Origin of the sequence: Azonexus hydrophilus DSM 23864 (assembly GCF_000429605.1) — a bacterium.
In the GTDB taxonomy this organism is placed as follows: domain Bacteria; phylum Pseudomonadota; class Gammaproteobacteria; order Burkholderiales; family Rhodocyclaceae; genus Azonexus; species Azonexus hydrophilus.
Window position 1 is genome coordinate 411,090 of record NZ_KE386925.1, and the last position, 25,761, is coordinate 436,850.

Here is a 25,761-nt window from a genome sequence, read left to right on the forward strand (position 1 = left end):
TAATCCTACTATTACGAATGCTGCACCGCAAAGTGAAACTCCATACATCCAGCACTGACGGCCTCAATCTGTTCACCGCCTACGGTGACGACTACGTTGCGGTCAATCATCAAAAGCACGAGAACAACCTGATCGTGTGCCCTGAAAGCATCATCGCCGACTGGTCGACGGCCCGCGTCGATGCACTGACCGAGGCCGACCGCCAGAAACTGCTCGAACTGGGCATCGGCATCATCCTGCTCGGCACCGGCAAACGCCTGCGTTTCCCCGCGGTCGAATGGATGCGCCCATTTGCAGTAGCCGGCATCGGCCTGGAAATCATGGACCTGCAAGCTGCCTGCCGGACCTACAACATTCTCGCCGGCGAAGGCCGCAAAGTCGCTGCGGCGCTGCTTTTCGACTAGATCCGGTCGGCCGACGGCGCACCGAAATGGTAGCCCTGCCCGGCCTTCACCGAGTCCTTGAGCAACATCTCCACCTGCTCGGCGTTCTCGACGCCTTGGGCAATCACTTCGACCTCAAGCGACGACGCCAGCGACACGATCGAGCGCAGTAGCGCCCGTGCAGCCTCGTTCTCCGGCGCTTCGGCGACCAGTCCGGCGTTAAGCTTCACATAATCCGGCGGCAAATCGCGCAGCAACTGCAGCGAACTTGGCATCAGACCGAAATGATCGATCCCGAAGCGCACCTGGTGCGTACGCAGCATGTCAGCAAACTGACGCGCCGCTTCCATGTCGAGCGAGCAACCGTATTCGGTCAATTCAAAGGACAGACGGACTCCCCGCTGATTCAGGCGCGACAGGCGCCCACCAATCCAGGTCAGGAACTCGCGGTTATCCAGGCTCTGGTTGGAGAGATTGACCGCCAGATTGACGCACTCATTGCCACCCCGCTCCTCCAGGCGGCGAAAGACCAGCGACAACAGGGCCTGATCGATATCCGGCATCAATTTGTGGCGCATCGCCATCGGTAGAAACACCGACGCCGGCACCAAATTGCCGTCATTCCCGACCAGACGCGTCATGATTTCCTGCTGCATCACTTCACCGCTGGACAAGGAAACCACCGGCTGACCGAGCAGCGTCCACCGATTCTCGGCCAGGGCGTTACGGATCAACTCACGCCAAGCCAGCGAACCGATCGAAGACTCCGAGGAGCCCACATCGACCACATACTGCAAGCCATTCCGCCCCGACTGGCGCGCACTCTCGATGGCCAGATCAAGCCGGGACAACACCCGTGCCCGCTCCTCGCCGTGGCGGAAATGGACCATGCCGATACTGAAGGAAAAATCATTGCCACCTTCCAGAGCATCAAAAATCTGCTGCAGACGGTCACGCAACTGACGACCGATATCGGCCAAGGTCACCGTATTCTGATCAAACAGCACGAAGCCGAAAGAGCTACCGCCAATACGGCAGAGAATCGAAGCCTTGTCACCCAGCGTTTCTCGGGCAGCGGCAGCCACCGAGGCCAGGAACTGGTCACCCTTGCGATAACTGGCCTCGGTGTTGAAATCCTTGAGATTGTTCACTTCGATGCCGAGCAATGCAGCGTCGGAAAATGCAATTTCTCCGCTCAGCGCCTGCGCCAGACGCAAATCAAAGCTGCGCCGGTTATCCAGGCCGGTCACATCGTCCTGATAGGCTTCACGGCGGAATTTCTCGGCCTTTCTCGATTCTGCATCAAGAAACTCGGAAATTTTCCGCGACATGTCATTCATCGCACCAACCACCCTGGCCAATTCCAGGGCTCGAGGCTTGACGGCAATCTGGCCAAAATGTTTTTGCTGGATATCGACGGCCGAACGTTCAATTTCGGACAGGGGATTCAGGATCCAGCGCAACACCATGCGCACCAGCGCCAGCGCCAGGAAATAGGCAAGCAACATCCAGCCCGAGATTTCCAGTGCTGACTTCCACAGATACTGATAGGCATGCGTCGGTTGGGAGAGCACGACGACCTTGCCCAACTGACGCCAACGCGCCGTCAGGAAAGACTCGCCAGCCGGCGCCTGCAAGGTCACCAGCGATGTGAACCACATGGGCACGCCTTCGACCTTGGCCGCCAGTTCGCGCTCGACGATGACCGAACCATCCAGGCCGAGAATCGCAATACGCTGGAAATACCCCCGGTCGAACAGGGTTGCCACCTGGGTTTCTGCCAGGATCATGTCGCCGTCGGCCAGCGACTGGGAGAGCGGATGAACCAGCGACGACGCGGCATCCTGGGCATGCGAGCCCAGTTGTTCCTCAAGGTAAGTACGCGTTCCGGAAACTCCCAGTATCGCCAGCCCCACGAATACGCCGAGAAAGATGACCGAAATCCCGAGAAAAAGCTGCCGTCTCAAGGTCATGAACACACCCTCAAAAAAAATGGCAGCCCAAGGCTGCCATTTTCAACAAAACAACAAACTCAGGAGCGGCTGACGCTACCGCCACCGCTACCGCCGCCGCCACCGCTGAAATTGGAGCCCGGCGAGCTACCGAAATTACCCGAACCACTCGGGCCGCCAACCGTGTCACCGCCCTGGGGACCACCGGCAGCCGTGGAAGCCGTCACGATCTGCGGATCCACACCGGCGGCAAGCGCTGCCTGGGTCACCGCAGCCGGAGAAGCACCAGCAGCAATCGCGGCAGAAACCACGGCAGCAGGCTGGTAGCCGGCAGCAACCATCGCACCGATCGCCGATTGCAGATCAGCGCCCTGGCTCAGCAGCGCGCTGATCAGCGAAGCTTCAGAAACACCAGCCTTCTTGGCTGCAGCAGCAATCGCGGAGAGCGATTGACCAGCGGCCAGGTTCTGCTGAACTTCAGCATCGACCTGAGCCAGCGTCATGTTCGGTGAAAACGCAGCTACAGCCGCGAAACTCGACAGCGTAATACCGGCTGCCAGTGCAATCTTCTTAAAGGTCTTCATTCGATCCCCCGACAAGGTTTGATATGGCATCAGATTAGCACCCGACTTACCCGTTCGTCAACTTCAATTTCGCATAAACATGAGCGAAAAATCTTTTCAATACAACACTTTTCAACATGTGAAATACAGCCCACAAAAGCCCTCCTGCTATCCGGAGACAATGCCGAAATCACCGTCGATGGCGAGCGCACAGACCCGCCACTCATCGAAACTGAGTGGTCTGCCAAAGACATACCCCTGCACGGCATCACAGCCTATCTGACGCAGCATTTCCAATTGCTCAGGCGTCTCCACCCCTTCAGCCACCGCCCTGACCCCGAGACGTTGGGCAAATGCCACCAGCGCCGCCACCAATTCCCGCATTTGTGGATTGACTGTAATCTCGCAGGTAAAAGAGCGATCGATCTTGATCGAACTCATCGGCAACTGGCTGAGCAAGCTGAAGGAACAGTAGCCAGCACCAAAATCATCGAGCGAGAACTTGCATCCGGAATCTGCCAGTCCAAGCAGCGTTTTGACTGCACGTTCGTTACCGGTCAATGCGGCTTCAGAGCACTCGAAAGTAATCCTCCGGGTTGGCACCCCCGCCGCCGCCAAAGTCGCCAACAGGTGCCCCACTGCATCAGGCGCCGAAAGTTGCTTGGCCGAGAGGTCAATGACCAAGCCCAGATCACCGTTCATATTGTTCAATTCCCCGGCGGCCTGCGCCAGGGCCTTGCGGCCGAGCTCCGGCATGATGCCGATTTCCTCGGCAATCTCGAGAAATCGACCGGCATCAAGCAAGCCGAACTCCGGATGCTGAAAACGCAGCAACGCTTCAACGTACTCGGCTCGGCCCGTTTTCAGGGAGACTTCAGGCAGGTAACGCAGGGTATAGCGCCAATCCGTAAGCCCTTCGCGTAAGGCTCGCTCCATGTCGCGACGACCATGGGAACGCAGCGTTTCCCACGGATGAAAAAAACGGAAACACCCCTTGCCCGCGGCCTTGGCTTCATACAAGGCAAGATCGGCAGCAACAAGAAGCTCATCCGTATCCTCGGCATCATCAGGGTAGATGGCAACGCCGATACTCGCGTCAATCTTCAGGGTTGTGTTGCCGTAGGGAATTTCCTTCGAAATCTCGTCAAGAAGCTTCTGACAGATGATGTCCATGCGCTCTGGTGCATCACCTTGTTCAAGGATCAGGACAAATTCGTCCCCCCCGCGCCGACTGACAGTGTCGCTCATGCGCAAGGCCTGAAGCATGCGTGACGACGATACCCTAAGCACTTCATCGCCGGCAGCATGACCCCAGTTGTCGTTGATGAGCTTGAAATGATCAAGATCCAGGTAGAGCACGGCCAGCTTGTGGCGATAGCGACGAGCCCGAGCAATCGAGCGCTGCAGACGATCAAGGAACAGAACCCGGTTGGGTAAACCGGTCAAGCTATCGAAATGCGCAAGACGCCGCATGCGCTCTTCCTCGCGCTTGCGCTCGGTGATATCGGAAACCAACCCGACAAAACGCTGCGGCACGCCAATTTCGCCATCGACTGCGGCAATCGACAACCACTGATCGTAAAGAACGCCATCCTTGCGCCGATTGGTAATCTCTCCCGACCAGCGCCCATGGGTCAACAAGGTTTCCCACATCGTCCGATAGAACTCAGGGGGATGCAAACCCGAGGACAGCAATGACGTGCGCTGTCCGACCACTTCATCCGGACGATACCCTGTCAGCAGGGAAAATGCCGGGTTCACCGCGAGTATCCTGGCTTGATCATCGGTGATCAGGATGCCCTCATTGACCACCTCGAAAACCATGCTCGCCATTTTAAGGTCAAGCACCCGCTGACGATCCCGCAGGCAGCGCGCGAGCATATCAAGTAGCTGCGAACAATCGAGCGGCAGGAGAAGATGGGCATCGATACCAAGTTCAATCACCCGATGCAGGAAGTCATTACTCGCGGCAGCAGAAACGATCATGATCAAGGCATCAGGATCCAGCGCCCGGATTTTCTCACTCATCCCAAACGGATCAAAATCTGGCAACACCTGAGTGGCAATCACGACATCTGGACTGAACTTACTCCAACGTTCGAGCCCGGTTTCTCCATCGGTCGCTTGAATCAGCTCCGCAATCTGTGGCGTCAGTATGCGAATCAGGTCGGAACACACCCCAGGATCACTCCCGACCACCAGAACGCGAGCCTGGGAGAGCAAGCTGGAATTACTCTGGATGCTCATCAGCGGCGCGGCAAGCCATTGACGGTTGCTGGCGGGACCACCTTTGCCGCATCGCCAGCACAGGTTTGCAGAACCATGCATTCCGAAGAAGCCCGGGTCAGTAACACGGCCCGCTGAGCCTGCGCGGGATCAATTCCGCCTTGGCGCCCGGCCGGCAAGAGCAGGGTGGACCCCACTTCGTAGTAATGCCCTTCTGGTAGCGGATTTGCCTGCAGGACCGTACTCAGCGACAACCTGTTCCGTTCGGCAATTTCCTGTGGCGTGGCTGGCCGCGTGATCCGTAGCATCCGCCAAGTCACCCATGGGCCGACATGAGTCGCCATGTTGTCGACCAGTCGTAGCGCCGCCTGAGGAGGCAACAGCAGGTTGACGTTATGCCGCCCGATGATCACCGGTGCCTTCAGCGAAGGATTGAGGCGCAGCAATTCGTCCTGAGTAAGGCCGGCCAGCCTGGCCAGCAGGAGCACATCGATGTCGCGGTGAATTTCCACCACGCTGTATTGCGGGGCATTCGGGATTGCCGGCAGTTTGACGCCATATTCGACTGGATCGAGCAACAGGCGCCGCACCGCCAGGATGCGCGGTACGTACTCACGGGTTTCCTGCGGCAAGGCGGCGGCGATGTCCTTGAACCCCGGTTTCGCGACACCGCGACGCCTGGCCCGCTCAATCTCGTTCTGCACCCTGCGTTCACCGCAATTATAGGCGGCCATCGCCAGCTGCCAGTCGTCGAACATAGCATGCAAGGCCTGCAGGTAATCCAGCGCAGCACGCGTCGAAACCACAAGGTTGCGACGATCATCGCGGAAACGATCGATACCGATTTCGTAGTTTTTTGCCGTGCTCTCGATGAATTGCCAGGCCCCGTGTGCCTCGGCATGCGATGCCGCATGCAGCGAATAGCCGGACTCGACAAACGGAACCAGCACCAGTTCCATCGGCAGGCCACGGGCATCGACCGCGTCGACCACGTGATACAACAATCCCCCGGCCCGTTCCGCAATGCGCTGAACGATGCCGTTGGCGCCAAAACGCTTGGCAACCGCCTGAACCTCGGCATCGCCATCGATGCCTTCGAGCCTGAAACCTTCGCGGATACGCGCCCAGATGTCCGGGTATGTCCTGGCCTCTGCCGTCACCTCGGCAGCTGGCGCTTCCGGCTCAATCTCCACATCGGGCACGCTGAGTGCCACAGGCGTTTGCTCGACCTCCACGTAGGGCGCATCAAATACCGATGCACACCCGGAAAGTACGAGTGAGGCCAGTAGCAGAAGAGTGGTCCGGGCGAGAAAATTCAAGTTGAAGCCGTCATAAGGAAAACCTGCTGACTTTACCCCTGAATGAAAAATTAACAAATACAACCAAGGTCATAGCACGCTTCAGGCTTGCTCTACCTGTACAATGCAGCTGTCCCAAGACCATATGCGTAGATGCCGACAGCAAGCGCCAGACGCAAATACATCGCTACCGCCGCTTTACTGATCGCCATCGCCCTACCGGTGACCGCGAGTCTTGTTGCATTCTCCGAAGGCCTGTTACGCCACGTCGCCCAGCGTTTTTCACCGGATGCCCCAAAACGCCTGATGATCTGGCAGCGACTGGTCAACGATATGCGCCATACCGATGCCCCCGGTGCGATCCAGCACGATACCCGAGCGGAATCGCTGACCCTGCGCAAGATCAACAGTTTTTTCAACCAGGTCCCCTATTACCGGGACATGCAGCACTGGCGACAGGATGATTACTGGGCCACGCCAGTCGAAATGCTCTCATCCTACGGCGGCGATTGCGAGGATTACTCGATTGCCAAGTACCTGTCGCTGAAGGAACTTGGCATCCCCATCGAGCGTTTGCGCATTACTTACGTCCGCGCCAAGACACTGGATGAAGCGCACATGGTGCTGGCCTATTATCCAACCCCAGATGCCGAACCTCTGATCATGGATAACCTTGTGCCCGAGCTTCGCCCCGCGTCGCAACGCCCGGATCTCGAGCCTGTGTATAGCTTCAATGACGACGATCTGTGGCTGGCGTCGGGCAACTCGCGCAAGGGCGGCGCATCGAATGTCCGCCTGTGGCGCGAATTACTGGAGAAACTGGCCAAAGAAAAGGCGATGTGAATCGCCGCTCAGCCTTGCGGCAACAAATCCTGACGACCTGCCGAATCAAGCATCTGGCGCAACTGTTTGGCAGCGCGTCCGCGGCTGTTGAGCAGCATGTTGCGCAGATCGGTCTGGCGCTCGATCCCCGCCTCATCCCATCGGGCCAGAATGATGCCGGCAACCCGGATTTGAACGCCGCCTTCACGGCGACCGTAGGCCAATGCCCGGTCAAGTGCCGCCCACATGGCTACGGGATCTTCGCTCTTCCTGTGCAATGCCATGGCAATGTTGGCCCACGCATACGGCGCCATCGGTCGGCGCGCGCCGGCCATACGGGAATGCGTCAATACTTCGTCGAGCATGGCATGTTCTAGCTCGGGCAGACTCCTCGCCATGAGCGCACGCAAACCGTATAGATAAGCCAGATTCTCATGGAGCCCAGGATCGTCCGGCGTACGCTCGATGGCCTTGACCAAGGCATTGCGCGCCTGCCCGATATCCCGGATCTGCGGCTTCAGACGAGCGTCCCGCTGCCAGCGTTCGATTTGCGAACGCGCCTTGAGGCTGGCCAGGTCACCGGCTGCGTGTCTTAGTGCGGTATACGCGGAAACGCTGCCGAATATCAGCAACAGCGCAAGAAAAGCCAGAAAATGGCCGCGCCTTGCCGTCAATTGCATGGCAATCCCAGAATTTCCGCCGGTCGCTGACTAACCATTTTCCAGGCGGCAGATTCGCCAACGATATCAGCTGCCGCCAGAAACCCCTCGCGCAAGCGCGGCGGGCGATGTTGAAGATTATGTGCATCCGTGGCGATCACGTGCGCCCAGCCATTTTCAAGAATGCGCCTGGCCACTTGCTGCGATGCTTCACCAAAACGCCCGGCAATCGATCCCGCAGTCAGTTGCAGCCAGCATCCGGCTTCAAGCAGACCGAGCAGACGATCAGGCTGGGCCATGATGGCCTTGTTCCGTTCCGGATGCGCCAGCAATGGGCGAACCTTCAGTTGCCCGAGTTTCTCGATGAACTGCTGGCTACCGACGGGAATCGACTGATGGGGAAACTCGAGCAGCATCACGCGATAACCATCAATTTCGCCCAGGAAGGGAATTTCACCGTCCAGTAGCAACTCGAGCGACTCGACACCGAGGCGAACCTCCCCGCCCAAACGCAATTGCAAGGGAATTCCGGCTGCCACCAGTGCTTCCTGGAAAGCAGTCAGGCGCGGCAACAACGCGGTCCGGAAATTTTCATAGCGACCAGGATGAACATGTGGCGTCACCACCGAGACCTTGATGCCATCATCGACCGCCAGTCGTGCCAGCGCCAGGCCCTCCTCCAGCGTTTGCGCACCGTCATCCACGCCGGGGAGCAAGTGCGAATGCAGATCGATCATGCCGGGAACTGCCCGAAAGCAGGATGCATCAGGCCTTGCCGCTTTCTTCGCCATAGGTCACGCCGTAACCTCCCTGATACCCCTGGTAACCGTAACCACTGTAGTCACCATAGTATTTGCCGGCTTTGGCCATGTCGAACTGGTTGAGTACCACGCCGAGGATCTGGCCATCTGCACGGCGAATCCGCTGGATACCCTTGCGCGCAACCTGATAGGGCGTCGACTCGGCCTTGCTGACGTAGATCGTTCCATTGGTCAGCGCAGCAATCACCAGCGCGTCGGAAACCAGTTCCACCGGCGGCGAATCGATGATGATCACCTCGAAATGCTTGCCCAGATGCTCAAGTGTTTCCTTGAAGCGCTGCGACAACAGTAATTCGAGCGGATTGGGCGGAATGCTGCCGGACGGCATCAACATCAGGCTCGAGCCTTCGACGGATTGCAGGCATTCCTGCAAGGTCGCCGAACCGGCCACGAAATTCGACAAACCCTTGGCCCCGACCGGAATCTCCAGCCCCTTGGAAACCGCCGGACGGCGCATGTCGGCGTCGATCAGCAGGGTCTTCTTGGTGTGGGCATGCGCCATCGCCAGGTTGATCGAGAAGGTCGTCTTGCCTTCACCCGGCACGCTGGAAGTCACCAGGAGCGTGCGCCGCGGCAAATCAATGCCCGACAGCAGCACGCCGGTGCGAGCTGTCCGGATGGCTTCGGCATAGATGGATTTTGGCTGATCGAGGAAAATTCGTGCCGTCTTGGTTCGCTGCACCTCTTCCTTGCTAAGCAGGGGCAGCGTGGTAAGAATCGGCTGCTTCAAACGCGCCTCGACGTCTTCCGTTGTCTTCAGGGTATTGTCGAGACGGTCACGCAAGAGTGCAGCAAGCACGCCCAGGAACAAACCCAGCACAAAGGCAATCACGACAATCTGGGTTTTCTTCGGCTTGATCGGCTTGTCAGCGATAACCGCCGGATCGACCACGCGGGCAATCGGCGTCTGCAAGTCACCGGTGACGTTGGTTTCCTTGGTCCGCTTGATGAACATGTCGTACATCTGACGATTGGCCTCGACCTCACGCTCGTAAATGCTCAACTCACCTTCCTTGCGATTCAGCACCTGAACAGAACCCTTGGCCGAATTCAGTACCCCCTCCAGGGTACTTTCCGTACCGCGCGCCACCTCGTACTCGCGAATCACGCTGGCGACAATCGAATCGACCTGACGACGCAGGTTATCCCGAGCCGACTCCAGTTCGCTTTCAGCCTGAACGTAACGGGGATGCTCCTTGCCGTAACGCTGACTGACTTCCGACAGTTTGCGTTCAGCAATACCCTCGGCCCGCTTGGCATCGGCCACGATAGGATTGCGCAATACCGCCGGCAAGCTGCTCAAATCACTACCTTTGGGCGCCGAACGGATCTGCTGGTAGGCTCCCTCGGCCTCGGCGCGCTTCATGCGGGCTTCAACCAGACGCCCCATGACTTCCTCGATCTGCCGCCCGGCGCCGCTCTGGGTAACGCTCTTGAGATCGACAATACCCTCGCGCTCGCGGAATTCCTGCAAAGCCTTTTCAGAATCGTTGAGTTTCTTGCGCAGATCGCTCAACTGATCCTGCAACCAGCCACTGGCCTGGCGCGTCAACTTGAAACGAGCCTCCAGATCGGTCTCGATGTACACCTCGGCCGTCACATTGGCCACCCGTGCGGCCAAGGCCGCATCGCTGGAGTCGAAACTAACCTTGGCCAACTGACTGAGCCGGATCGGTTCTACTGTCAGCTTGCTGGAGAAACTCTCGTAAACTGCCTCGGCAAGCAATTTGTCGGTCCACTCCTTAGGCTCGTCACTGAAGCCAATACTGGCCAGTAGGGACCCCTCTTTCGCGCGAGGATCGAATTCCTCGTGTTCCCACAATTTGAGTTTCTCGATTGTCCTGATCGCCACTTCACGCGACTTGATGATCTCCACCTGGGTCTGGAAATGCTCGCGGTTCTGCGAAATACCGGAATAGACATCCTCGATCGACAACAGCTTGGACTTGTTTGCTTCAATCAGAACAGTTGCCGTAGAACGGTAAACCGGCGTCATGACCAGAACGATCACGACGGCAAGCAAGGCAACAACCAGCCCAAAGCCAATGATCTGCTTCTTGCGCTTGAGAATGCTGCGCCAATATTCGAGCAACTCCAGTTTTTCTTCCCTATCCTCTGGGTCGTGGAGGAAAAGGGGCTTGTGGTTTTCGGAATCTGCTACTGGAGATTGAGACATGGCGCTCACTTGCGTCAAAACTAATATGGAAAGTCAGAAGATCAGAAAAAGCTCTCGTCAACCGTGACAATGTCGCCAGGGAAAACAAGGGTATTCAGGTCGACGCGCTGCGAACGCTGGGTAACGTCGCGTTCACGGATGATGTAGATTTTGGTCAGGGAAGCCCGTTCGCGAAATCCGCCAGCCAGCGAGGCTGCCTTGCGTATCGTCAAACCCGGCTGATAAGGATAACCACCAGGCTTCTCGACCATGCCGTTGATGTAGAAAGGGCGGTATTCGTCAATACTGACAGAGACCTTGGGATTCACCAGATAACGGCCGCGCAAGGCATCCTCGACAGTGCGTTCCAGCTCTCCGATAGTCAGGCCAAAGGCCCGCACTTCGCCGATAGCCGGCAACGAAACGGTACCAGCATCGGTCAAGCGAACCTTTTCCTTGCTCAGATCTTCTTCACCCAGCACCCGGACAGTCAGCACATCGCCAGATGACAAACGATAGTTTGACAGGCCAGTAATCGCCGCCTGAACAGCCAACGGCGCCTCGGATGTCAAGGACGGAACCGATTCGCTCTCCGGGTTGGTCTGGGCATAGGCATGAGCCACGCCAAAGGAAAAAACGAGTGCTATCAACCAACGAAACAACATCACCGGCACATTCCCCCTTGGTTACAGGACAGCTTCGAGCGTCAACATGAACACGTCACGCTGGAAATCATTGACGTTCACAGTGGAGTCACGTTTGGTGCGATTCCAGTTAAGGCCAGCGCGGAAGTTGTAACCAAGCTCACGATAGAAACCGATGCCGAAATTCTTGGTCGTATCGTCGCGGGCAATTCCATTGTAGTTCGAACGAACCACACCAGCATTGACACTGGAGGATATGTAGCTCGCCCATTTGTGGTTCCAACTCAGGGAATGGCTACGATTGTTGATGTAGTAGTTACCGGCGCCGCTGCTCGAATCGGCAATATCCTGCGCCGATTGCAGACTGAATTCGGAATAGGTCAGCGGCGCCCAGGTCACACCGGCCTCCCACGTTGCCGCGGAAGGATCACGACGTGATGCATCGTCGTAATTCTTGTAGGCACGCCCGAGCTTGATCATCCCGGTCGTTTTCGCCGTCATATCCCAGGTCGCGCCGATCAGCAACTTGAGATAATCATTGTCACTGGTCGAGGTGGCTGAAACGTAATCACTGCGGGTATTACGCGCTTCGAAAACCAGCGAAGTCTTGGGCATCACGCGATAGAAGAAACGCCCGGAAAGCATCAGCATATCGACGTCGGAATCCTGCGTAAAAGCGCGATTATTCGTGTAGCGTTTCTGCATCCACGAAGACTCCAGTTCTAGGCGCCCGACTGCCCCTGGCGCGCCATAAATACCGACCAAACGAGCCACCGGCGCATGCCATTCATCGGGAGAACTGCTGCTGACGCGATCCGTCGAACCACGCGCATCGGAACGCCACTGGTAACCCACTCCCCAGCCAAGACGAGCACGGGTCGTGAAGTAATTGTCGCCAGCAAGCCAGATATCATGATGTTGGAAATCATCATCCGACGAAGCGGCGTAGTGTCCATAGTTACCGGCGTAACTGAAGGTATAGCGGTCGCCGCTACGCTTCATCTCGGCGACCACTTCCGGCCTAAGAATAACGACGCTCGATGATTTTTCATTGGTCGCAGTACCGCCGACATTGTCGTTGTGACCGATCGCCAGGCTTGCTGCTGGATAGACAAAAATCCCGTTCTGGAAACGGATCGGACGCCCCTTGCCCGCATTGGTCAGAATGGCACCTTGCTCCGGCGTGCTGGCACTGCCGATACCCGAACCCGAGAGTTCATAACCGGCACTGGCCGAGCGCTGACCAGCACCGACCGAGGCATCTCCCCCGATAACCGGCGTCCGGACTGTTGGCACATTCAGCGACGGCACTTCGGCTTCCGCTGGCGCTGCAGAGCCAGATGCTGCGTCAGCCGCCATGACATTACCCAACATTCCCAGCGCGAGAATGAGTCCGATTGCAGAACGCGTTTCCATCGTGTGCAAGATACACCTCCACTTGTTATCCACCCGGCCATGTCATAAACATGGCGCACCGACATAATGATAACCCGGCGACATAGACGAGTCCACATGATGGTGCACCGCAAAACCACCAAAAAACAGCGTTTTACGAGATGGACTCACACAAACAGATGAATATCGAACACTGATAATATTTTTGGTATATTTTTTTCAGCACACTTACAACATGGAAGAGACCGGGGAAGCCGACAAGCCTTCCTCAGACAGTTTTGCCAAGCCACTTCAGCAAGCCCGCGAAAAGCTGCTCGGGGTGAATCGGCTTGGACAGGTGCTCGTTCATACCTGCGGCAAAGCAGGCCTGACGATCCTCTTCGTAGGCATTCGCCGTCATCGCCAGGATCGGCGTACGCTGGTTGAGCGAATCAGCCCGGATTGCCCGAGTCGCATCGACACCGTTGAGGTTCGGCATCTGCATATCCATCAATATCGCCGAATAACAGTTTTGGCGCGCCATCTCCACTGCCTGCAAACCGTCCACGGCCAGATCGACGACCAAACCCACCTCTTCCAGCAGACAACATGAAACCTCGCTGTTGATCGGCTCATCCTCAACCAGCAACACCCTCGTCCCCGTAAATTCCCTGCGCAACTGAAGTTCCGGCAGTTCATTCAGCGTACTGCCCGCCGCCACCCCGGACAACACCTGATACTTTTGCAGACGTACTTCAAACCAGAACGTGCTACCAGACCCAAACTGGCTCTCCACGCCCATCCTGCCCTCCATCAACTCCACCAGACGACGACTGATCGCCAGACCAAGCCCGGTCCCACCGTAACGGCGAGTCGTTGAACTATCGGCCTGCTCGAAGGATTGGAACAGACGATCGACGTCCTCAGGCCTTACGCCAACCCCGGTATCGATAACTTCGCAACGCAACAAAATGTCTGCGGTAGATTCATCAGTAACATCAAAGCGCACCGACACCGACCCGAAATTCGTGAACTTGACTGCGTTGCCGACCAGATTGATCAGCACCTGACCGAGACGGAGCGGATCTCCCAAAAGATAATCCGGAATGGTGTGCGGCAAAGGCGCCACCAATAGGCGCAAGTTCTTTTCCTCAGCCCGGTGCGCAAGTACACCATCCATGTTGTCAATCACATCCTGCAAACGAAATGGCGACAACTCCAAGGTCATCCGCTGCGCTTCGATCTTCGAGATATCGAGAATATCGTTGATCAAGGCGAGCAAATGCTGGGAAGACTGCTTGGCCTTGAGCAATTGCGAACGTGCTTTGGAATCGCCGGTCCGTCGCCAGACCAGATCGATCATCCCCATGATCCCGTTCATCGGCGTCCGCAATTCATGGCTCATGTTTGCCAGGAAGGCACTCTTTGCCCGACTTGCTGCCTCGGCAGCTTCCTTGGCATCCTTCAACTGCTCCGTCCGCTCAGCCACAAGCGCTTCCAGATTGTCACGATGCAACTGCAACTCCTGTTGCACCTGCTTCAACTCCGTAACATCCGTGATACCCCCGATCAAGCCGGCGATGCTGCCATTGGCATGAAGAAAAGTCGCTTTGTGAAAAATCACATGCCGCAGCCCTTCGGGCTGTTGAATCACCCAATCGTAAGTCTGAGTTCCCGGATGTTCGAACAAGGCTGCATCCATCTCATGGTAGCGCTGGGCGATTTCGACCGGCGCCATATCGAATACCGATTTGCCGATGATTTCCTCGCGCGTCTTTCCCAACAGACGTTCGAATGCCTGATTACATCCCAGATAGCGACCTTCTGCATCCTTGTAGAAAAAAGGAACCGGCAAACTCTCGACGAGTGTCTGCATGAACAAGCCCTGATTGCGAATCTGCCCCCAATACCGGCGTAACATCCATGCAGCACATAGCGTTGCCAGAAAGAACATCAGCAACAAGGCCACGGTATGACGAACCTCCCGCTGCCAATCAGTCAGAAAATCAACAGGCGCCATCGCGACAGTCAACATGAACGGCGTATCGCGAATTGTCCGGAAAGCGTGAATGCGCTGCACACCGTCTTCGCCAGCACCTCTGAAAAATCCGGCTTCCACCTTGGCATCAAGCAAGGCCTGCAGGCCAGGAGAAACACCAACCGAACCAGGCTCTCCATGACGCCCGTCAATCGGAGGATAACGTGTCAGCAATGCTTCACTGCGATGACGAATCTCTGCCACCCCGTTCTTGCCCAAACTCAAAGGTGACAGCAAACGGGTGAAATGATCGAGCGTCACAGCAGCAGTCACTACGCCCGCAAATTCCCCTTGTGCATCACGATAGGAACGCGTAAACGCCACCACCCAGATTTTTGACACCCGCCCCATTACCGGTTCTGCAACAATCAGAGCGGCACCTGGCGCAGCCCGGTGCTCGGAAAAAAAAGGCCGATCAACGACGGAAACCGGCGATGCAGGATCAACCCCTTTTCCCCAGTTCAACACCCCATCGCGTTGACTCACGCGAAATGCATCAACAGCCGGGTGTCGTGCCAGATGCAACTGCAGGAGGTGTTCGATTGCCTCATCCGACAATCCACCGAGCGAAGCCTGCGATTCGAGCACATCGACGATACTCAGCAAGCCAAGATCAATACGCCGGATCGAATCCGCCGCCCCCAACTCCAGCAAGGCTGCCAAATTCGCTGTATTCGTCTGGACCTCGCTGAAGACGCGCTCACGACTCGCCTGAAGACTCTGAAAACCAATCGTCGCCATCACCGCATTGAGCAGCAAGACGCTGACGACCAGCCATGCCTGGAACCTGGAAACAGGATGCGAAAACCCCGAACGCGTTACGGGGTGAGAGGAGAACAACATGCAACGATCCCGGGATTTACCCGATGAGTAACAGGGAGATTGGATTATTGCATTTTCGTCGCAGCAGTAGCCGCCGAATCGGGGACACAAAAAAAGAAAAACCCCTGAATTTCAGGGGTTCTCTTGTTGCTTGGCGGAGACGGAGGGATTCGAACCCTCGATCCAGGTTTTGCCCGGATGCACCCTTAGCAGGGGTGTGCCTTCGACCACTCGGCCACGTCTCCTAACCGTCTTGCAACGAGGCGCGGATGATATAGTCTCCGCGCCCTTTGGTCAAACGTTTACTGATCCAGACCGAAGGTGCGATGCAGGACGCGCACGGCCAGTTCCAGATACTTCTCGTCGATGACGACGGAAATCTTGATTTCGGAGGTGGAAATCATCTGGATGTTGATGCCTTCGTCGGCCAGGGCCTTGAACATCTTCGAAGCAACGCCCGGGTGCGAACGCATGCCGACGCCAACAGCGGAGACCTTGCAGATCTTGTTGTCGCCGGTCACTTCACGGGCGCCCAGCTTCTGCTTGACGGTTTCCAGGATGCCCTGGGCCTTGGCATAGTCGCCGCGGTTGACCGTGAACGAGAAGTCGGTGGTGCCGTCGTGACCGACGTTCTGGATGATCATGTCGACGTCGATGTTGGCGTCGGCGATCGAGCCGAGGATCTGGTAGGCAATACCCGGGGTATCGGGAACGCCGAGCATGGTCAGCTTGGCTTCGTCGCGATTGAAGGCGATACCGGAAATGATCGGTTGTTCCATGTTCTTGTCTTCCTCAACAGTAATCAGCGTGCCCTCGCCTTCATCCTGGAAGCTGGACAGCACGCGCAGTTTGACCTTGTACTTGCCGGCGAATTCGACCGAGCGGATCTGCAGCACCTTGGAGCCGAGGCTGGCCATTTCCAGCATTTCCTCGAAGGTGATGGTATCGAGCTTCTTCGCTTCCGGCACGACACGCGGATCGGTCGTGTAGACGCCATCGACGTCGGTGTAGATCTGGCACTCGTCGGCCTTCAGGGCCGCCGCCAGGGCCACGCCCGAGGTATCCGAACCGCCACGGCCGAGCGTGGTGATGTTGCCGTCGGCATCGACGCCCTGGAAGCCGGCGACGATGACCACCTTGCCAGCGTCGAGATCGCGGCGGATGTTGGCTTCGTCAATCGACAGAATTCGCGCTTTGGTGAAGGTGCTGTCGGTCAGAACCTTGACCTGGGCACCCGTGTAGCTCTTGGCATCGACCCCGATGGCTTTCAGGCCCATGGCCAGCAGGCCGGTGGTGACCTGCTCGCCGGTACAGACCACGGCGTCGAGTTCGCGCGGATCCGGCGTGGCCTGCATTTCCTTGGCCAGCGCAATCAGCTTGTTGGTTTCACCACTCATCGCCGAGACGACGACCACGACCTGGTGGCCTTCCGCACGGAAACGGGCAACACGCCGGGCGACATTCTTGATGCGCTCCGGGTTGGCGACCGAAGTGCCGCCGTATTTCTGAACAATCAACGCCATGGATTCATCCGTAAAAACGTTGGAAACATGAAAAAAGAGGGCCGGATTTTACCCCAGCCCGCCTTTTTACAAAAGGAAGACGCCGTCAGAGATCGGCCAGAACACGCAGATGCGCGCCGACACTCCGGGCCAGCGAGGTCATCACATAACCGCCTTCGAGCATCGAGACGATGCGCTTGTCGCACATTTCGGCAGCAAGTTTCTTCAGGTGCTCGGTGCACCAGGCGAAATCCCGCTCGAGCAGCTTGAGGCCGCCCATGTCGTCCTCGTAGTGACCATCGAACCCCGCCGAGATGAAGATCATCTGCGGCTTGAATTCCTTGAGCCGTGGCGTCCACACCTGCAGCACCGCATCGCGGAACTCCTCGCCACCGCAACCGGAAGCCAGCGGCACGTTGCACATGTTGGCAGCTGGTTTGTCGGCCCCCGAATAGGGATAGAAGGGATGCTGGAAAATGCTGCACATCAGCACTTTATCGTTACCGGCGAAGCAATCCTCGGTACCGTTGCCGTGATGCACGTCGAAGTCGATGATGGCGACGCGCTCCAGTCCATGCACCTTGATCGCATGCATGGCGGCAACGCCGATGTTGTTGAAGAAGCAGAAGCCCATCGGCGTCGCTTTTTCAGCGTGGTGACCGGGCGGGCGAACGGCGCAGAAAGCGTTCTCGCATTCGCCGCTCATCACCAGATCGACCCCCATGCAACCGGCACCGGCCGCGCGCAAGGCCGCCTGCCAGGTATGCGGATTCATCGCGGTATCGGGATCGAGGTGCACGATCCCCATTTCCGGCGAAGCGCGCTTGATCCGTTCCAGATGCGAGGCCGGATGGACGCGCAACAATTGCTCGAAAGTCGCCAGCGGCGCGTCGTAATAAACGAAATAGGCATCGATGCCCTGGGCGATCAGGTGATCGTTGATGGCAGTGAGGCGTTGCGGGCATTCCGGGTGATGCGTCCCCATGTCATGCAACTGGCAGTCGCGATGGGTGATGAAGGCAGTGGTCGTCACTTGTTCTCTCTCTGCGATGCGGCGCCGCGAATGGCGCTCGTCGAAGGGTCATTATCGTCTTATTTGCGCGGGCGCTTCAAGCATTAGAATGGAGTGTCCCGCAGCCCCCCACGGAAATCCTGCATGAGCAGCAAAAATACACCCATACTCGGCGGACGGCCCCACGCCTTCACCCCGATACTCGACGCCGCCAACCAGGTCATCCTCGGCAAACCAGCCGAAGTCCGCCTGGCCGCGGCCTGTTTGCTGGCCGGTGGTCACCTGTTGATCGAAGACCTGCCCGGCCTGGGCAAAACCACCCTGGCCCACACCCTGGCCCGCCTGCTCGGCCTGCAATTCGCCCGCGTCCAGTTCACCGCCGACCTGCTGCCCGCCGACATCACCGGCGTCTCGATCTTCGATCGCGAACACGGCAGCTTCCGCTTCATTCCCGGGCCGGTGTTCTCCCAACTGCTGCTCGCCGACGAGATCAACCGCGCCACGCCGAAGACTCAGAGCGCCCTGCTCGAAGCCATGGAAGAAGGCCAGGTCAGCATCGAGGGCGAAACACGGGCGCTGCCCAGCCCTTTCTTCGTCATCGCCACGCAAAATCCGGCTGACCAGATCGGCACTTTCCCGCTCCCCGAATCCCAGCTCGACCGCTTCCTGATGCGCATCGAACTGGGTTACCCGGGCCGCGATGCCGAACGCGCCCTGCTCGCCGCCGGCAGTCGCCGCCAGGCCAGTGACCAGCTGGCCAGCCTGCTGACTCCGGAACAGTTGCCACAACTTCAGGCCGAAGTCGCGGCCCTGCACGTCTCACCGGCGCTGATCGATTATGTCCAGGCGCTGATCGAAGCCACTCGCAACCACGCCGGCTTCCGCCATGGACTGTCGCCCCGCGCTGGTCTGGCACTGCTCTCGGCCGCCCGCGCCTGGGCCTGGCTGGCCGGCCGCGACATGGTCCTGCCCGACGACGTTCAGGCCGTCTTTGCCCCGGTCGCCCGCCACCGCCTGCACGGTGCCCAAGGCGGCACACTCGCCAGCCGGGCAGAAATCGATGCCCTGCTGGCCACCGTTGCCATTCCCTGACCCTCGTGCGGCTGAACCTCAGGGAACTGCAGCAACGCCTGTTCGGCAACCCGGATGACGGGCTGACGCCGGTCACACTCGACCGGCGCCGCATCTTCATCCTGCCGTCGCGCGCCGGCCTGCTGTTTGCCCTGACCCTGCTCGTCATGCTGCTCGCGGCGATCAACTACAACCTGGCACTCGGTCACGCCCTGGTCTTCCTGCTGGCTGGACTCGGTCTGGTCGGCATGGTGCACACCTTTCGCAACCTTCATGGCCTGCGCATCACGCCCGGCCGCTGCGCCCCGGTTTTCGCTGGCGAAACGGCCGAATTCAAGCTACTGCTCGACAACGATCGCCCGGGATCGCGCTACGGCCTGATGCTTGAAGCCGAAAAAGGACTGAGCGCCAGCAGCAGTGTCGGTGGCGGCAATCAGGCCAGCGTCGGCGTCCCGGTCCATGCCCATCGACGCGGCTGGCTACCCCTGCCGCGCACGCGCCTGAGTACCCGTTATCCGCTTGGCCTGTTCACCGCCTGGAGTTATCTGCAGCCAGGCATGCGCTGCCTGGTCTACCCCAAGCCGCTGCCGCAAGCCCTGCCCGATGGTCTGTGGGCTGCGCAGGGTAGCGGCAACGGCAGCGGCGGGCAGGAAGACTTCGCCGGCTTTCGCGAACGACAGACCACCGATTCGCTGCGTCATGTAGCCTGGAAGGCCAGTGCCCGTGACGACGGTTCGCGACCTTTGCTGGTCAAGCAATTCGCCGGCGGCAGCGATAGCCAGCTCGAGCTCGCCTGGTCGGCCACCGACCCGACCGTCGACGATGAAACGCGCTTGTCCGTGCTCACCGGCTGGGTGCTCGCCGCCGACCAGGGACGCATCCCTTTCAGCCTGAGCCTGCCCGGGGTCAGCATTCCGGCCGGCAACGGCGCGGCCCACCGCCAGCGCTGCCTGGAAGCCCTGGCCCTGTTCCGGACATGAAACGCAGCCAGCCCGATCCGCTGAGCCGCGAGCAGACGCCCTGGCTGTTCGCCGCAGCGCTGGTCACCACCTTGCCGCACACGCTGCAGCAACCCTGGTGGCTGAGTGCCCTGGGCGGCCTGCTGTTCGCCTGGGCCTTTCTGTTGTGGCGAGAGGATCGTCGCTTACCCGGTCGCTGGATCCTGCTGGCCCTGGTCGTCGCCGGCATCGCCGCCATCCTTGCCGATTTCCGCACCCTGCTCGGACGCGAAGCCGGCGTCGCCACGCTGGTCCTGTTCATGGCGATGAAACTGCTCGAATTGCGCAGCCGACGAGACGCCACAGTGATCGTCATGCTCGGCTACTTCCTGCTGCTGACGCACTACTTCCATAGCCAGGACATCCCCACCGGACTGTGGCTACTGTTCGCGCTCTGGGTAGTCACCGCTGCGCTGGTGCGACTGCAGGCAGCGACCATGCCGCCCAGGGAAAACCTGTTCCAGGCCGGCAGCCTGCTGGCTCAGGCTCTGCCATTCATGCTCGTGCTCTACCTGCTGTTCCCGCGGATCAACGGTCCGCTCTGGGGCCTGCCCGCCGATGCCTTTACCGGCCAGACGGGTCTTTCAGACAGCATGGCCCCAGGCAACATTGCCAATCTCGTGCGCAGCGGCGAAATCGCTTTCCGCGTCCGCTTCGACGAGGCTCTACCGGCACGCCAGCAACTTTACTGGCGAGGTCCGGTACTGGAGAGTTTCGATGGGCGCACCTGGCGCCAGTCGACCCGGCCGGCCAATCCCGAGCGTATCGAGGAACTCGGCCCGCGCATCGCCTACGAAATGACGCTGGAAGCGCACGGCCAGCGCTGGCTGCTCGCTCTCGACGCCCCGGTCACCCTACCCGCTGGCGCCAACCTCGACGGACGCCTGTCCGCACTGGCTCCCCGCCCGGTGGAGAAGCGCCAGCGCCTGCGCCTGAGCTCAAGCCCGGCCTATCGTCTCAACACTGCGGAATCGCCGCTCAGCCTGAGCGACAACCTGCGCCTGCCCGCCAACAACAATCCGCAAACCCGGGAACTCGCCCGCAACTGGCAGGCGCAAGCGAATGATCCGGCCGAAGTGATCGCGCTGGCACTCCGCCATTTCCGCGAAGAACCCTTCCATTACACCCTGCAGCCGCCCCTGCTCGGACGCGATGGCATCGACGACTTCCTGTTCCGCACCCGGCGCGGCTTTTGCGAACACTACGCCGCCGCCTTCGTCGTCCTGATGCGTAACGCCGGCATCCCGGCCCGGGTGGTCACCGGCTACCAGGGCGGCGAGCTGAACCCGCGCGACGGCTATCTAGTCGTCCGCCAGTCGGAAGCCCATGCCTGGGCCGAAGTCTGGCTGGAACAACGCGGCTGGATACGCGTCGACCCGACCGCCGCGGTGGCCCCGGAACGTATCGAGCGCGGCATCGTCGATGCCCTGCCGGCCGGCGAACCCCTGCCCGCCTTCCTGCTGCGTCACGGCGACTGGCTGCACGACCTGCGCCATCGCTGGGAAGCGCTGAACAACGCCTGGAACCAGCATATCCTGGGTTATGACACGCAACGCCAACGCGACCTGCTGTCGCGTCTCGGCTTTGCGGTCGACTGGCGTCAACTGGTCATCGCCCTGGGACTGGCCTGTGCCCTCATTCTGGCCCTGGTGACTGCCTGGAGCCTGCGCCAACGGATACGCCCGGCGCCGGAAATACGCCTCTGGCATCGTGCCCAGCGACGAATCGGTATACACTGCGCGCCGGGTGAAACGCCCCTGGCCTTCGCCGCCCGCCTGCGTGCCGCAGACCCGGCGCTGGCAGCACGTTTCGACCCGGTGGTCCGGCATTTCATGCTGGCCCGCTACGCCCCGGACAACCCTAACTCGCTGGCCGCCCTCGCCGCCGCCGTGAAACGACTTCCCAGACGGAGAATCGCTTGAGCAAGACCCTGGCCGCCCTGGCTTTTACCCTGACCACGCAGTTTGCCGTCGCCGCGCCCGGCAGCATCGCCGACCTCCCCGAAGCGGCGGCTTTCGCCAACGATCTCGCCCAGCGCCAAGGCTTCGATGCCAGCAGGCTGCTTGAACAGTTTTCCGCCATCCGGACCAACGAACGCGTCCTGCAACTGATTGCCCCGCCGAGTTCGCCGACCCAGCGCTCCTGGGAACGCTACCGCCCGCGCTTCGTCAACGCCCAGCGCATCGCTGGCGGCGTGCGCTTCTGGCAGGAGAATGCGCTGACGCTGGCGCGCGCCCGCGCCCTCTACGGCGTGCCGGAAGAAGTGATCGTTGCCATCATCGGCGTCGAAACGGTCTATGGCAGCAATACCGGCGGTTTCGGTGTGCTTGAGGCACTCGCCACGCTGGCCTTTCAATACCCGCGCCGGGCCGAGTTCTTCCGCAGCGAACTCGAACAATTCCTGCTGATGACCCGCGAGAACGGCCTCGACCCGCTTGCCGTCAAGGGCTCCTTCGCCGGCGCCATCGGCATTCCGCAATTCATGCCGGGCAGCCAGCGCCGCTATGCCGTCGATTTCGATGGCGACCAGCGCGTCGACCTGAGCAACAGCGTCGCCGACGCCATCGGCAGCGTCGCCCGCTTCCTGGAACAGCACGGCTGGCAAGCCGGACAACCGGTTGCCGTGCCGGCCCGACTACCGGGCACGCCGGATCAGTCGCTGCTCGAAGCCGGCATCCGCCCCAGCCTGCGCGTCGCCGACCTGTTCGAGCGCGGCATCGTGGCCACGGCAGCCCCCGAATCGACGGTGACGCTGGTCGATCTGGTCAGCCCCGGACAAGCCACGGAATACTGGCTGGGTTTCGAGAATTTCTACGTGATCACCCGCTACAACCGCTCGAGTTTCTACGCCATGTCGGTGTTCCAGCTGGCCGAGGAAATCCGTCGGGCGATGCCGCCGCCCATCCGCGAGGCCATGCGCTAAAGCAGCGAATCGCGGGTGATGTTGCCGCGCCGGATGATCTTGCGCAGCCGGTCCAGCCCTTCGAGCTGAATCTGGCGCACCCGCTCCCGGGTCAGCCCGAGATCGCCGGCGATGGCATCGAGCGTGGCAATCTCGCAGCCGTTCAGACCATAGCGGCGCTCGATGATCTGGCGCTGGCGTTCGCTCAGTTCGTCCAGCCATGAAGCCAGCAGTGAACCGACTTCGCTGGACTGCAGCAGGCTTTCCGGATCGTCGCCGGAATCATCCGGGATGAACTCGGCCATGGTGTGATTGGGATCGATGTCGAGCGGCGCGTCGAGCGAGGCGATATGCTCGTTCAGCGACAGGATGCGGCGCACTTCCTCGGCCGGCCGGTCGAGCAGCAAGGCCACCTTCTCCACCGTCGACTCGCGGCTATCGGCCGATTCCAGGTGGCGCATGGCACGCAGGACGAGGTTGATTTCCTTGACCACATGCACCGGCAGCCGGATGGTCCGCGAGTGATTCATGATGCTGCGCTCGATGCCCTGACGTACCCACCAGGTCGCGTAGGTCGAAAAACGGAAACCGCGTTCCGGATCGAATTTTTCCAGCGCATGGATCAGGCCGAGGTTCCCTTCCTCGATCAGATCGAGCAAGGGTATCCCGCGATTGAGATAGTGCTTGGCGATATTCACCACCAGCCGCAGGTTGTGCTCGATCATTTTCTGCCGGGCGGCGAAGTCACCGGCCCGCACCAGCCGCGCGGTTGCCAGTTCCTCCTCCGGTGTCAGCAGCGGGCGGGCACCGATCTCGTTGAGGTAGATCTGGGTGACGTCCTCCAGCAGACTGGCTTCGGCCAAAGCCGTTTCGGCGGCCAGCGGGAACAGCGTCTCACCGTCGGCGGCGAGCGGTAGCTCGTCGCCGTTCTGCTCCTCGCCCGCTTCGTCCAGACTCATCGACCCGGCAGGAAGGGACCCGGATCGACCGGCTTGCCCTGTTTGCGGATCTCGAAATGCAGTTTGACACCGGAGGTACCGGTACTGCCCATTTCGGCGATTTTCTGCCCCAGCTTCACCGACTGGCCTTCCTTGACCAGGATGCGATTGTTATGGGCATACACCGAAAGGTGGTTGGCGCCATGCTTGACGATGACCAGCTTGCCGTAACCGGCAAGGGCCTCGCCGACATACAGCACCTGCCCGTCGGCGGCAGCCAGCACGGGATCGCCCACGCGACCGGCGAAATCGATGCCCTTGTTGGTGGTGCCGTTGTAAGGCGCCTGGATCTTCGCCGAACTCGGCCACGCCCAGGTAATCCCGTCCACCTGAGCCGTCTGGGCCGCCGCAGCCGGTGTCGGCGCAGGCTCCGTGGCCACAGGCGGCGTCGGCGCGGCGGGCGCTGCAGGCGGCGTCGCCGGCGCACTTGCCGGAGTCGAATTCAGGCGGGCATGCGCCTCGTCGGAATAGGCTTCCTTGCCACCGCGCGGCTCACGCAGGACGCCGCTCTGCGTCACCGGCGCAGGCGCATCGAGGGGGCGGGCTTCGACCCCGCTACCGATACCGATCGGGCTGGCCACCGGCGCGACTTCCGCCGTCTGGCCGGCAGGACGGGTCAGGCGAAGAATCTGGCCCTCGCGCAGGGTCGTCGGATCGGAAATGTTGTTGATCGCCGCCAGTTCGTTGTGATCCATGCCGTTTTCACGGGCAATCCGGTACAGGGTGTCGCCACGTTTGACGGCATACTCACCCGCACCAGCAACTCTGGCCTGGGCGGTCGGAGTGCGATCGACGGTTGGCGCAGGCGCCTGCGTACAGGCGGCAAGAAAAAATACGACAGCAAGGGGGGCGAGGAATCGGGTCATTGGGTTCCTGGTAGCAGGGGAACGAAGCGGACAGGGTCCAGCCGCGTTTCCGTGAAGCCGGTCGGTGTGTGTTCGACAAGGCAAAGATACTGCGCCTGCCCCCCGACAGGCAAGACCATGCGCCCACCCGGCGCCAGTTGCTTGAGCAACTCGGGCGGAATGGAGGCGCCGGCAGCAGCGACGATGATGCTATCGAATGGCGCCGCTTCAGGCAGACCCCAATGCCCGTCGGCGTGCTTCAGACGGACATTGAACTGCTGCAGCGTACGCATGTTGGCTTTGGCTTTCTCGAGCAGGGGCGCAATCCGCTCGACGGCATAGACTTCCTTGCTCAACTGCCCGAGCACCGCTGCCTGGTAACCGCAACCGGCACCGACTTCAAGCGTCTTGCCGAGCCCGGGACGAGCGTTGAGCAACAACTCGATCATGCGGGCAACGATATAGGGTTGGGAAATTGTCTGCCCCATGCCCAGTGGCAGCGCCGTATCCTCGTAAGCCCGCGAGGCCAGGGCTTCCTCGACAAAAACGTGGCGGGGCACGGCAGCCATTGCCGCCAGCACCTGCTCGTTGCGGATGCCCTTCTCGCGCAGGCGCTCAACCATGCGCACACGCGTGCGCTGCGAGGTCATGCCGATACCTTGCAAACCGTGCATGC

Annotated in this window: 21 protein-coding genes and 1 tRNA gene; 6 read left to right on the forward strand and 16 right to left on the reverse strand. The window is 59.8% G+C overall.

All coding sequences use genetic code 11. From position 1 onward, the window contains the following. Positions 1 to 32: 32 nt before the first annotated feature. Complete coding sequence (locus G471_RS0113320; RefSeq protein ID WP_028995781.1) at positions 33 to 404, forward strand: Mth938-like domain-containing protein; 372 nt, start codon at positions 33 to 35, stop codon at positions 402 to 404. Here G471_RS0113320 and G471_RS0113325 read toward each other — a convergent pair. The 4 genes from G471_RS0113325 to G471_RS17695 all read right to left on the reverse strand — a co-directional run bounded on the left by G471_RS0113325 (position 401) and on the right by G471_RS17695 (position 6,443). Further along, on the reverse strand, positions 401 to 2,356 hold the full coding sequence (locus tag G471_RS0113325; protein ID WP_028995782.1) for a bifunctional diguanylate cyclase/phosphodiesterase: 1,956 nt from the start codon (positions 2,354 to 2,356) through the stop codon (positions 401 to 403). The two genes, G471_RS0113320 and G471_RS0113325, sit on opposite strands and share 4 nt — an antisense overlap. A 59-nt stretch (positions 2,357 to 2,415) precedes the next feature. Next, a complete protein-coding gene (locus G471_RS18425; RefSeq protein ID WP_028995783.1) occupies positions 2,416 to 2,919 on the reverse strand; it encodes a hypothetical protein in 504 nt (167 codons plus the stop codon). Between the two features lie 147 nt (positions 2,920 to 3,066). Then, positions 3,067 to 5,145, reverse strand: coding sequence for a putative bifunctional diguanylate cyclase/phosphodiesterase (locus tag G471_RS17690; RefSeq protein ID WP_051295487.1), 2,079 nt, complete (start codon positions 5,143 to 5,145; stop codon positions 3,067 to 3,069). Beyond that, positions 5,145 to 6,443 (reverse strand): lytic transglycosylase domain-containing protein, encoded by a 1,299-nt coding sequence (locus G471_RS17695; protein ID WP_157272521.1) that lies wholly within the window; start codon positions 6,441 to 6,443, stop codon positions 5,145 to 5,147. The genes G471_RS17690 and G471_RS17695 overlap by 1 nt, the downstream gene beginning before the upstream one ends. A gap of 132 nt (positions 6,444 to 6,575) precedes the next feature. Here G471_RS17695 and G471_RS0113345 point away from each other — a divergent pair, with 132 nt between their 5' ends. Next, a complete protein-coding gene (locus tag G471_RS0113345) occupies positions 6,576 to 7,265 on the forward strand; it encodes a transglutaminase-like cysteine peptidase (RefSeq protein WP_028995784.1) in 690 nt (229 codons plus the stop codon). An 8-nt stretch (positions 7,266 to 7,273) separates the two neighbouring features. On the opposite strand, the gene G471_RS0113350 is transcribed toward G471_RS0113345, so the two are convergent. From G471_RS0113350 to G471_RS0113390, 9 genes are all read right to left on the reverse strand, one after another. Continuing rightward, on the reverse strand, positions 7,274 to 7,924 hold the full coding sequence (locus tag G471_RS0113350) for a hypothetical protein (protein ID WP_028995785.1): 651 nt from the start codon (positions 7,922 to 7,924) through the stop codon (positions 7,274 to 7,276). Next, positions 7,915 to 8,640 (reverse strand): tyrosine-protein phosphatase, encoded by a 726-nt coding sequence (locus G471_RS0113355; RefSeq protein WP_028995786.1) that lies wholly within the window; start codon positions 8,638 to 8,640, stop codon positions 7,915 to 7,917. The genes G471_RS0113350 and G471_RS0113355 overlap by 10 nt, the downstream gene beginning before the upstream one ends. 28 nt (positions 8,641 to 8,668) lie before the next feature. Continuing rightward, positions 8,669 to 10,816: a GumC family protein gene (locus tag G471_RS17700; protein WP_051295490.1), complete on the reverse strand. Its 2,148-nt coding sequence runs from the start codon at positions 10,814 to 10,816 to the stop codon at positions 8,669 to 8,671. Positions 10,817 to 10,941: 125 nt separating this feature from the next. Beyond that, entirely contained in the window at positions 10,942 to 11,544 is a 603-nt protein-coding gene (locus G471_RS18885) for a polysaccharide biosynthesis/export family protein (protein ID WP_081700272.1), read from the reverse strand. 21 nt (positions 11,545 to 11,565) lie between these two features. Beyond that, positions 11,566 to 12,939, reverse strand: coding sequence for an outer membrane beta-barrel protein (locus G471_RS0113370; RefSeq protein ID WP_081700273.1), 1,374 nt, complete (start codon positions 12,937 to 12,939; stop codon positions 11,566 to 11,568). A 247-nt stretch (positions 12,940 to 13,186) separates the two neighbouring features. Next, complete coding sequence (locus tag G471_RS18430; protein ID WP_051295491.1) at positions 13,187 to 15,778, reverse strand: hybrid sensor histidine kinase/response regulator; 2,592 nt, start codon at positions 15,776 to 15,778, stop codon at positions 13,187 to 13,189. A 131-nt stretch (positions 15,779 to 15,909) separates the two neighbouring features. After that, positions 15,910 to 16,002: transfer RNA gene (locus G471_RS0113380), tRNA-Ser, on the reverse strand. 57 nt (positions 16,003 to 16,059) lie between these two features. Beyond that, complete coding sequence (locus tag G471_RS0113385) at positions 16,060 to 17,280, reverse strand: aspartate kinase (protein ID WP_028995789.1); 1,221 nt, start codon at positions 17,278 to 17,280, stop codon at positions 16,060 to 16,062. 85 nt (positions 17,281 to 17,365) lie between these two features. Continuing rightward, positions 17,366 to 18,292 (reverse strand): histone deacetylase family protein, encoded by a 927-nt coding sequence (locus tag G471_RS0113390; protein WP_028995790.1) that lies wholly within the window; start codon positions 18,290 to 18,292, stop codon positions 17,366 to 17,368. A gap of 123 nt (positions 18,293 to 18,415) precedes the next feature. Between G471_RS0113390 and G471_RS0113395 the strand changes: the two genes are divergently transcribed. From G471_RS0113395 to mltB, 4 genes are read left to right on the forward strand one after another with little or no spacing between them, the layout of a single operon-like run. Further along, complete coding sequence (locus G471_RS0113395; protein WP_051295492.1) at positions 18,416 to 19,363, forward strand: AAA family ATPase; 948 nt, start codon at positions 18,416 to 18,418, stop codon at positions 19,361 to 19,363. Between the two features lie 5 nt (positions 19,364 to 19,368). Continuing rightward, a complete protein-coding gene (locus G471_RS0113400) occupies positions 19,369 to 20,322 on the forward strand; it encodes a DUF58 domain-containing protein (RefSeq protein ID WP_028995792.1) in 954 nt (317 codons plus the stop codon). Continuing rightward, positions 20,319 to 22,262, forward strand: coding sequence for a transglutaminase TgpA family protein (locus tag G471_RS0113405; protein ID WP_028995793.1), 1,944 nt, complete (start codon positions 20,319 to 20,321; stop codon positions 22,260 to 22,262). The genes G471_RS0113400 and G471_RS0113405 overlap by 4 nt, the downstream gene beginning before the upstream one ends. Next, entirely contained in the window at positions 22,259 to 23,263 is a 1,005-nt protein-coding gene (mltB, locus tag G471_RS17715; protein ID WP_081700274.1) for a lytic murein transglycosylase B, read from the forward strand. Before G471_RS0113405 ends, mltB begins: the two co-directional genes overlap by 4 nt. Here mltB and rpoS read toward each other — a convergent pair. From rpoS to G471_RS0113425, 3 genes are read right to left on the reverse strand one after another with little or no spacing between them, the layout of a single operon-like run. Then, positions 23,260 to 24,201 carry an RNA polymerase sigma factor RpoS gene (gene rpoS / locus G471_RS0113415; protein ID WP_028995794.1) on the reverse strand — a complete coding sequence of 314 codons (942 nt, stop codon included), beginning with the start codon at positions 24,199 to 24,201 and terminating at the stop codon, positions 23,260 to 23,262. The two genes, mltB and rpoS, sit on opposite strands and share 4 nt — an antisense overlap. Next, positions 24,198 to 25,106, reverse strand: a complete 909-nt coding sequence (locus G471_RS0113420) for a peptidoglycan DD-metalloendopeptidase family protein (protein ID WP_028995795.1) — start codon at positions 25,104 to 25,106, stop codon at positions 24,198 to 24,200. The genes rpoS and G471_RS0113420 overlap by 4 nt, the downstream gene beginning before the upstream one ends. Beyond that, positions 25,103 to 25,759: a protein-L-isoaspartate(D-aspartate) O-methyltransferase gene (locus tag G471_RS0113425; RefSeq protein WP_088177983.1), complete on the reverse strand. Its 657-nt coding sequence runs from the start codon at positions 25,757 to 25,759 to the stop codon at positions 25,103 to 25,105. The genes G471_RS0113420 and G471_RS0113425 overlap by 4 nt, the downstream gene beginning before the upstream one ends. Positions 25,760 to 25,761: the final 2 nt, after the last annotated feature.

Bases quoted from the DNA above. Each gene is read 5' to 3' on its own strand.
- G471_RS0113370 (WP_081700273.1), bottom strand. From the start codon at position 12,939: ATGGAAACGCGTTCTGCAATCGGACTCATTCTCGCGCTGGGAATGTTG.
- G471_RS0113345 (WP_028995784.1), top strand. From the start codon at position 6,576: ATGCCGACAGCAAGCGCCAGACGCAAATACATCGCTACCGCCGCTTTA.
- G471_RS17690 (WP_051295487.1), bottom strand. From the start codon at position 5,145: ATGAGCATCCAGAGTAATTCCAGCTTGCTCTCCCAGGCTCGCGTTCTG.
- G471_RS18430 (WP_051295491.1), bottom strand. From the start codon at position 15,778: ATGTTGTTCTCCTCTCACCCCGTAACGCGTTCGGGGTTTTCGCATCCT.
- G471_RS0113420 (WP_028995795.1), bottom strand. From the start codon at position 25,106: ATGACCCGATTCCTCGCCCCCCTTGCTGTCGTATTTTTTCTTGCCGCC.
- G471_RS18425 (WP_028995783.1), bottom strand. From the start codon at position 2,919: ATGAAGACCTTTAAGAAGATTGCACTGGCAGCCGGTATTACGCTGTCG.
- G471_RS0113325 (WP_028995782.1), bottom strand. From the start codon at position 2,356: ATGACCTTGAGACGGCAGCTTTTTCTCGGGATTTCGGTCATCTTTCTC.
- G471_RS0113385 (WP_028995789.1), bottom strand. From the start codon at position 17,280: ATGGCGTTGATTGTTCAGAAATACGGCGGCACTTCGGTCGCCAACCCG.
- G471_RS0113350 (WP_028995785.1), bottom strand. From the start codon at position 7,924: ATGCAATTGACGGCAAGGCGCGGCCATTTTCTGGCTTTTCTTGCGCTG.
- G471_RS0113395 (WP_051295492.1), top strand. From the start codon at position 18,416: ATGAGCAGCAAAAATACACCCATACTCGGCGGACGGCCCCACGCCTTC.
- G471_RS18885 (WP_081700272.1), bottom strand. From the start codon at position 11,544: ATGTTGTTTCGTTGGTTGATAGCACTCGTTTTTTCCTTTGGCGTGGCT.
- G471_RS0113355 (WP_028995786.1), bottom strand. From the start codon at position 8,640: ATGATCGATCTGCATTCGCACTTGCTCCCCGGCGTGGATGACGGTGCG.
- G471_RS0113405 (WP_028995793.1), top strand. From the start codon at position 20,319: ATGAAACGCAGCCAGCCCGATCCGCTGAGCCGCGAGCAGACGCCCTGG.
- G471_RS0113425 (WP_088177983.1), bottom strand. From the start codon at position 25,759: ATGCACGGTTTGCAAGGTATCGGCATGACCTCGCAGCGCACGCGTGTG.
- rpoS (WP_028995794.1), bottom strand. From the start codon at position 24,201: ATGAGTCTGGACGAAGCGGGCGAGGAGCAGAACGGCGACGAGCTACCG.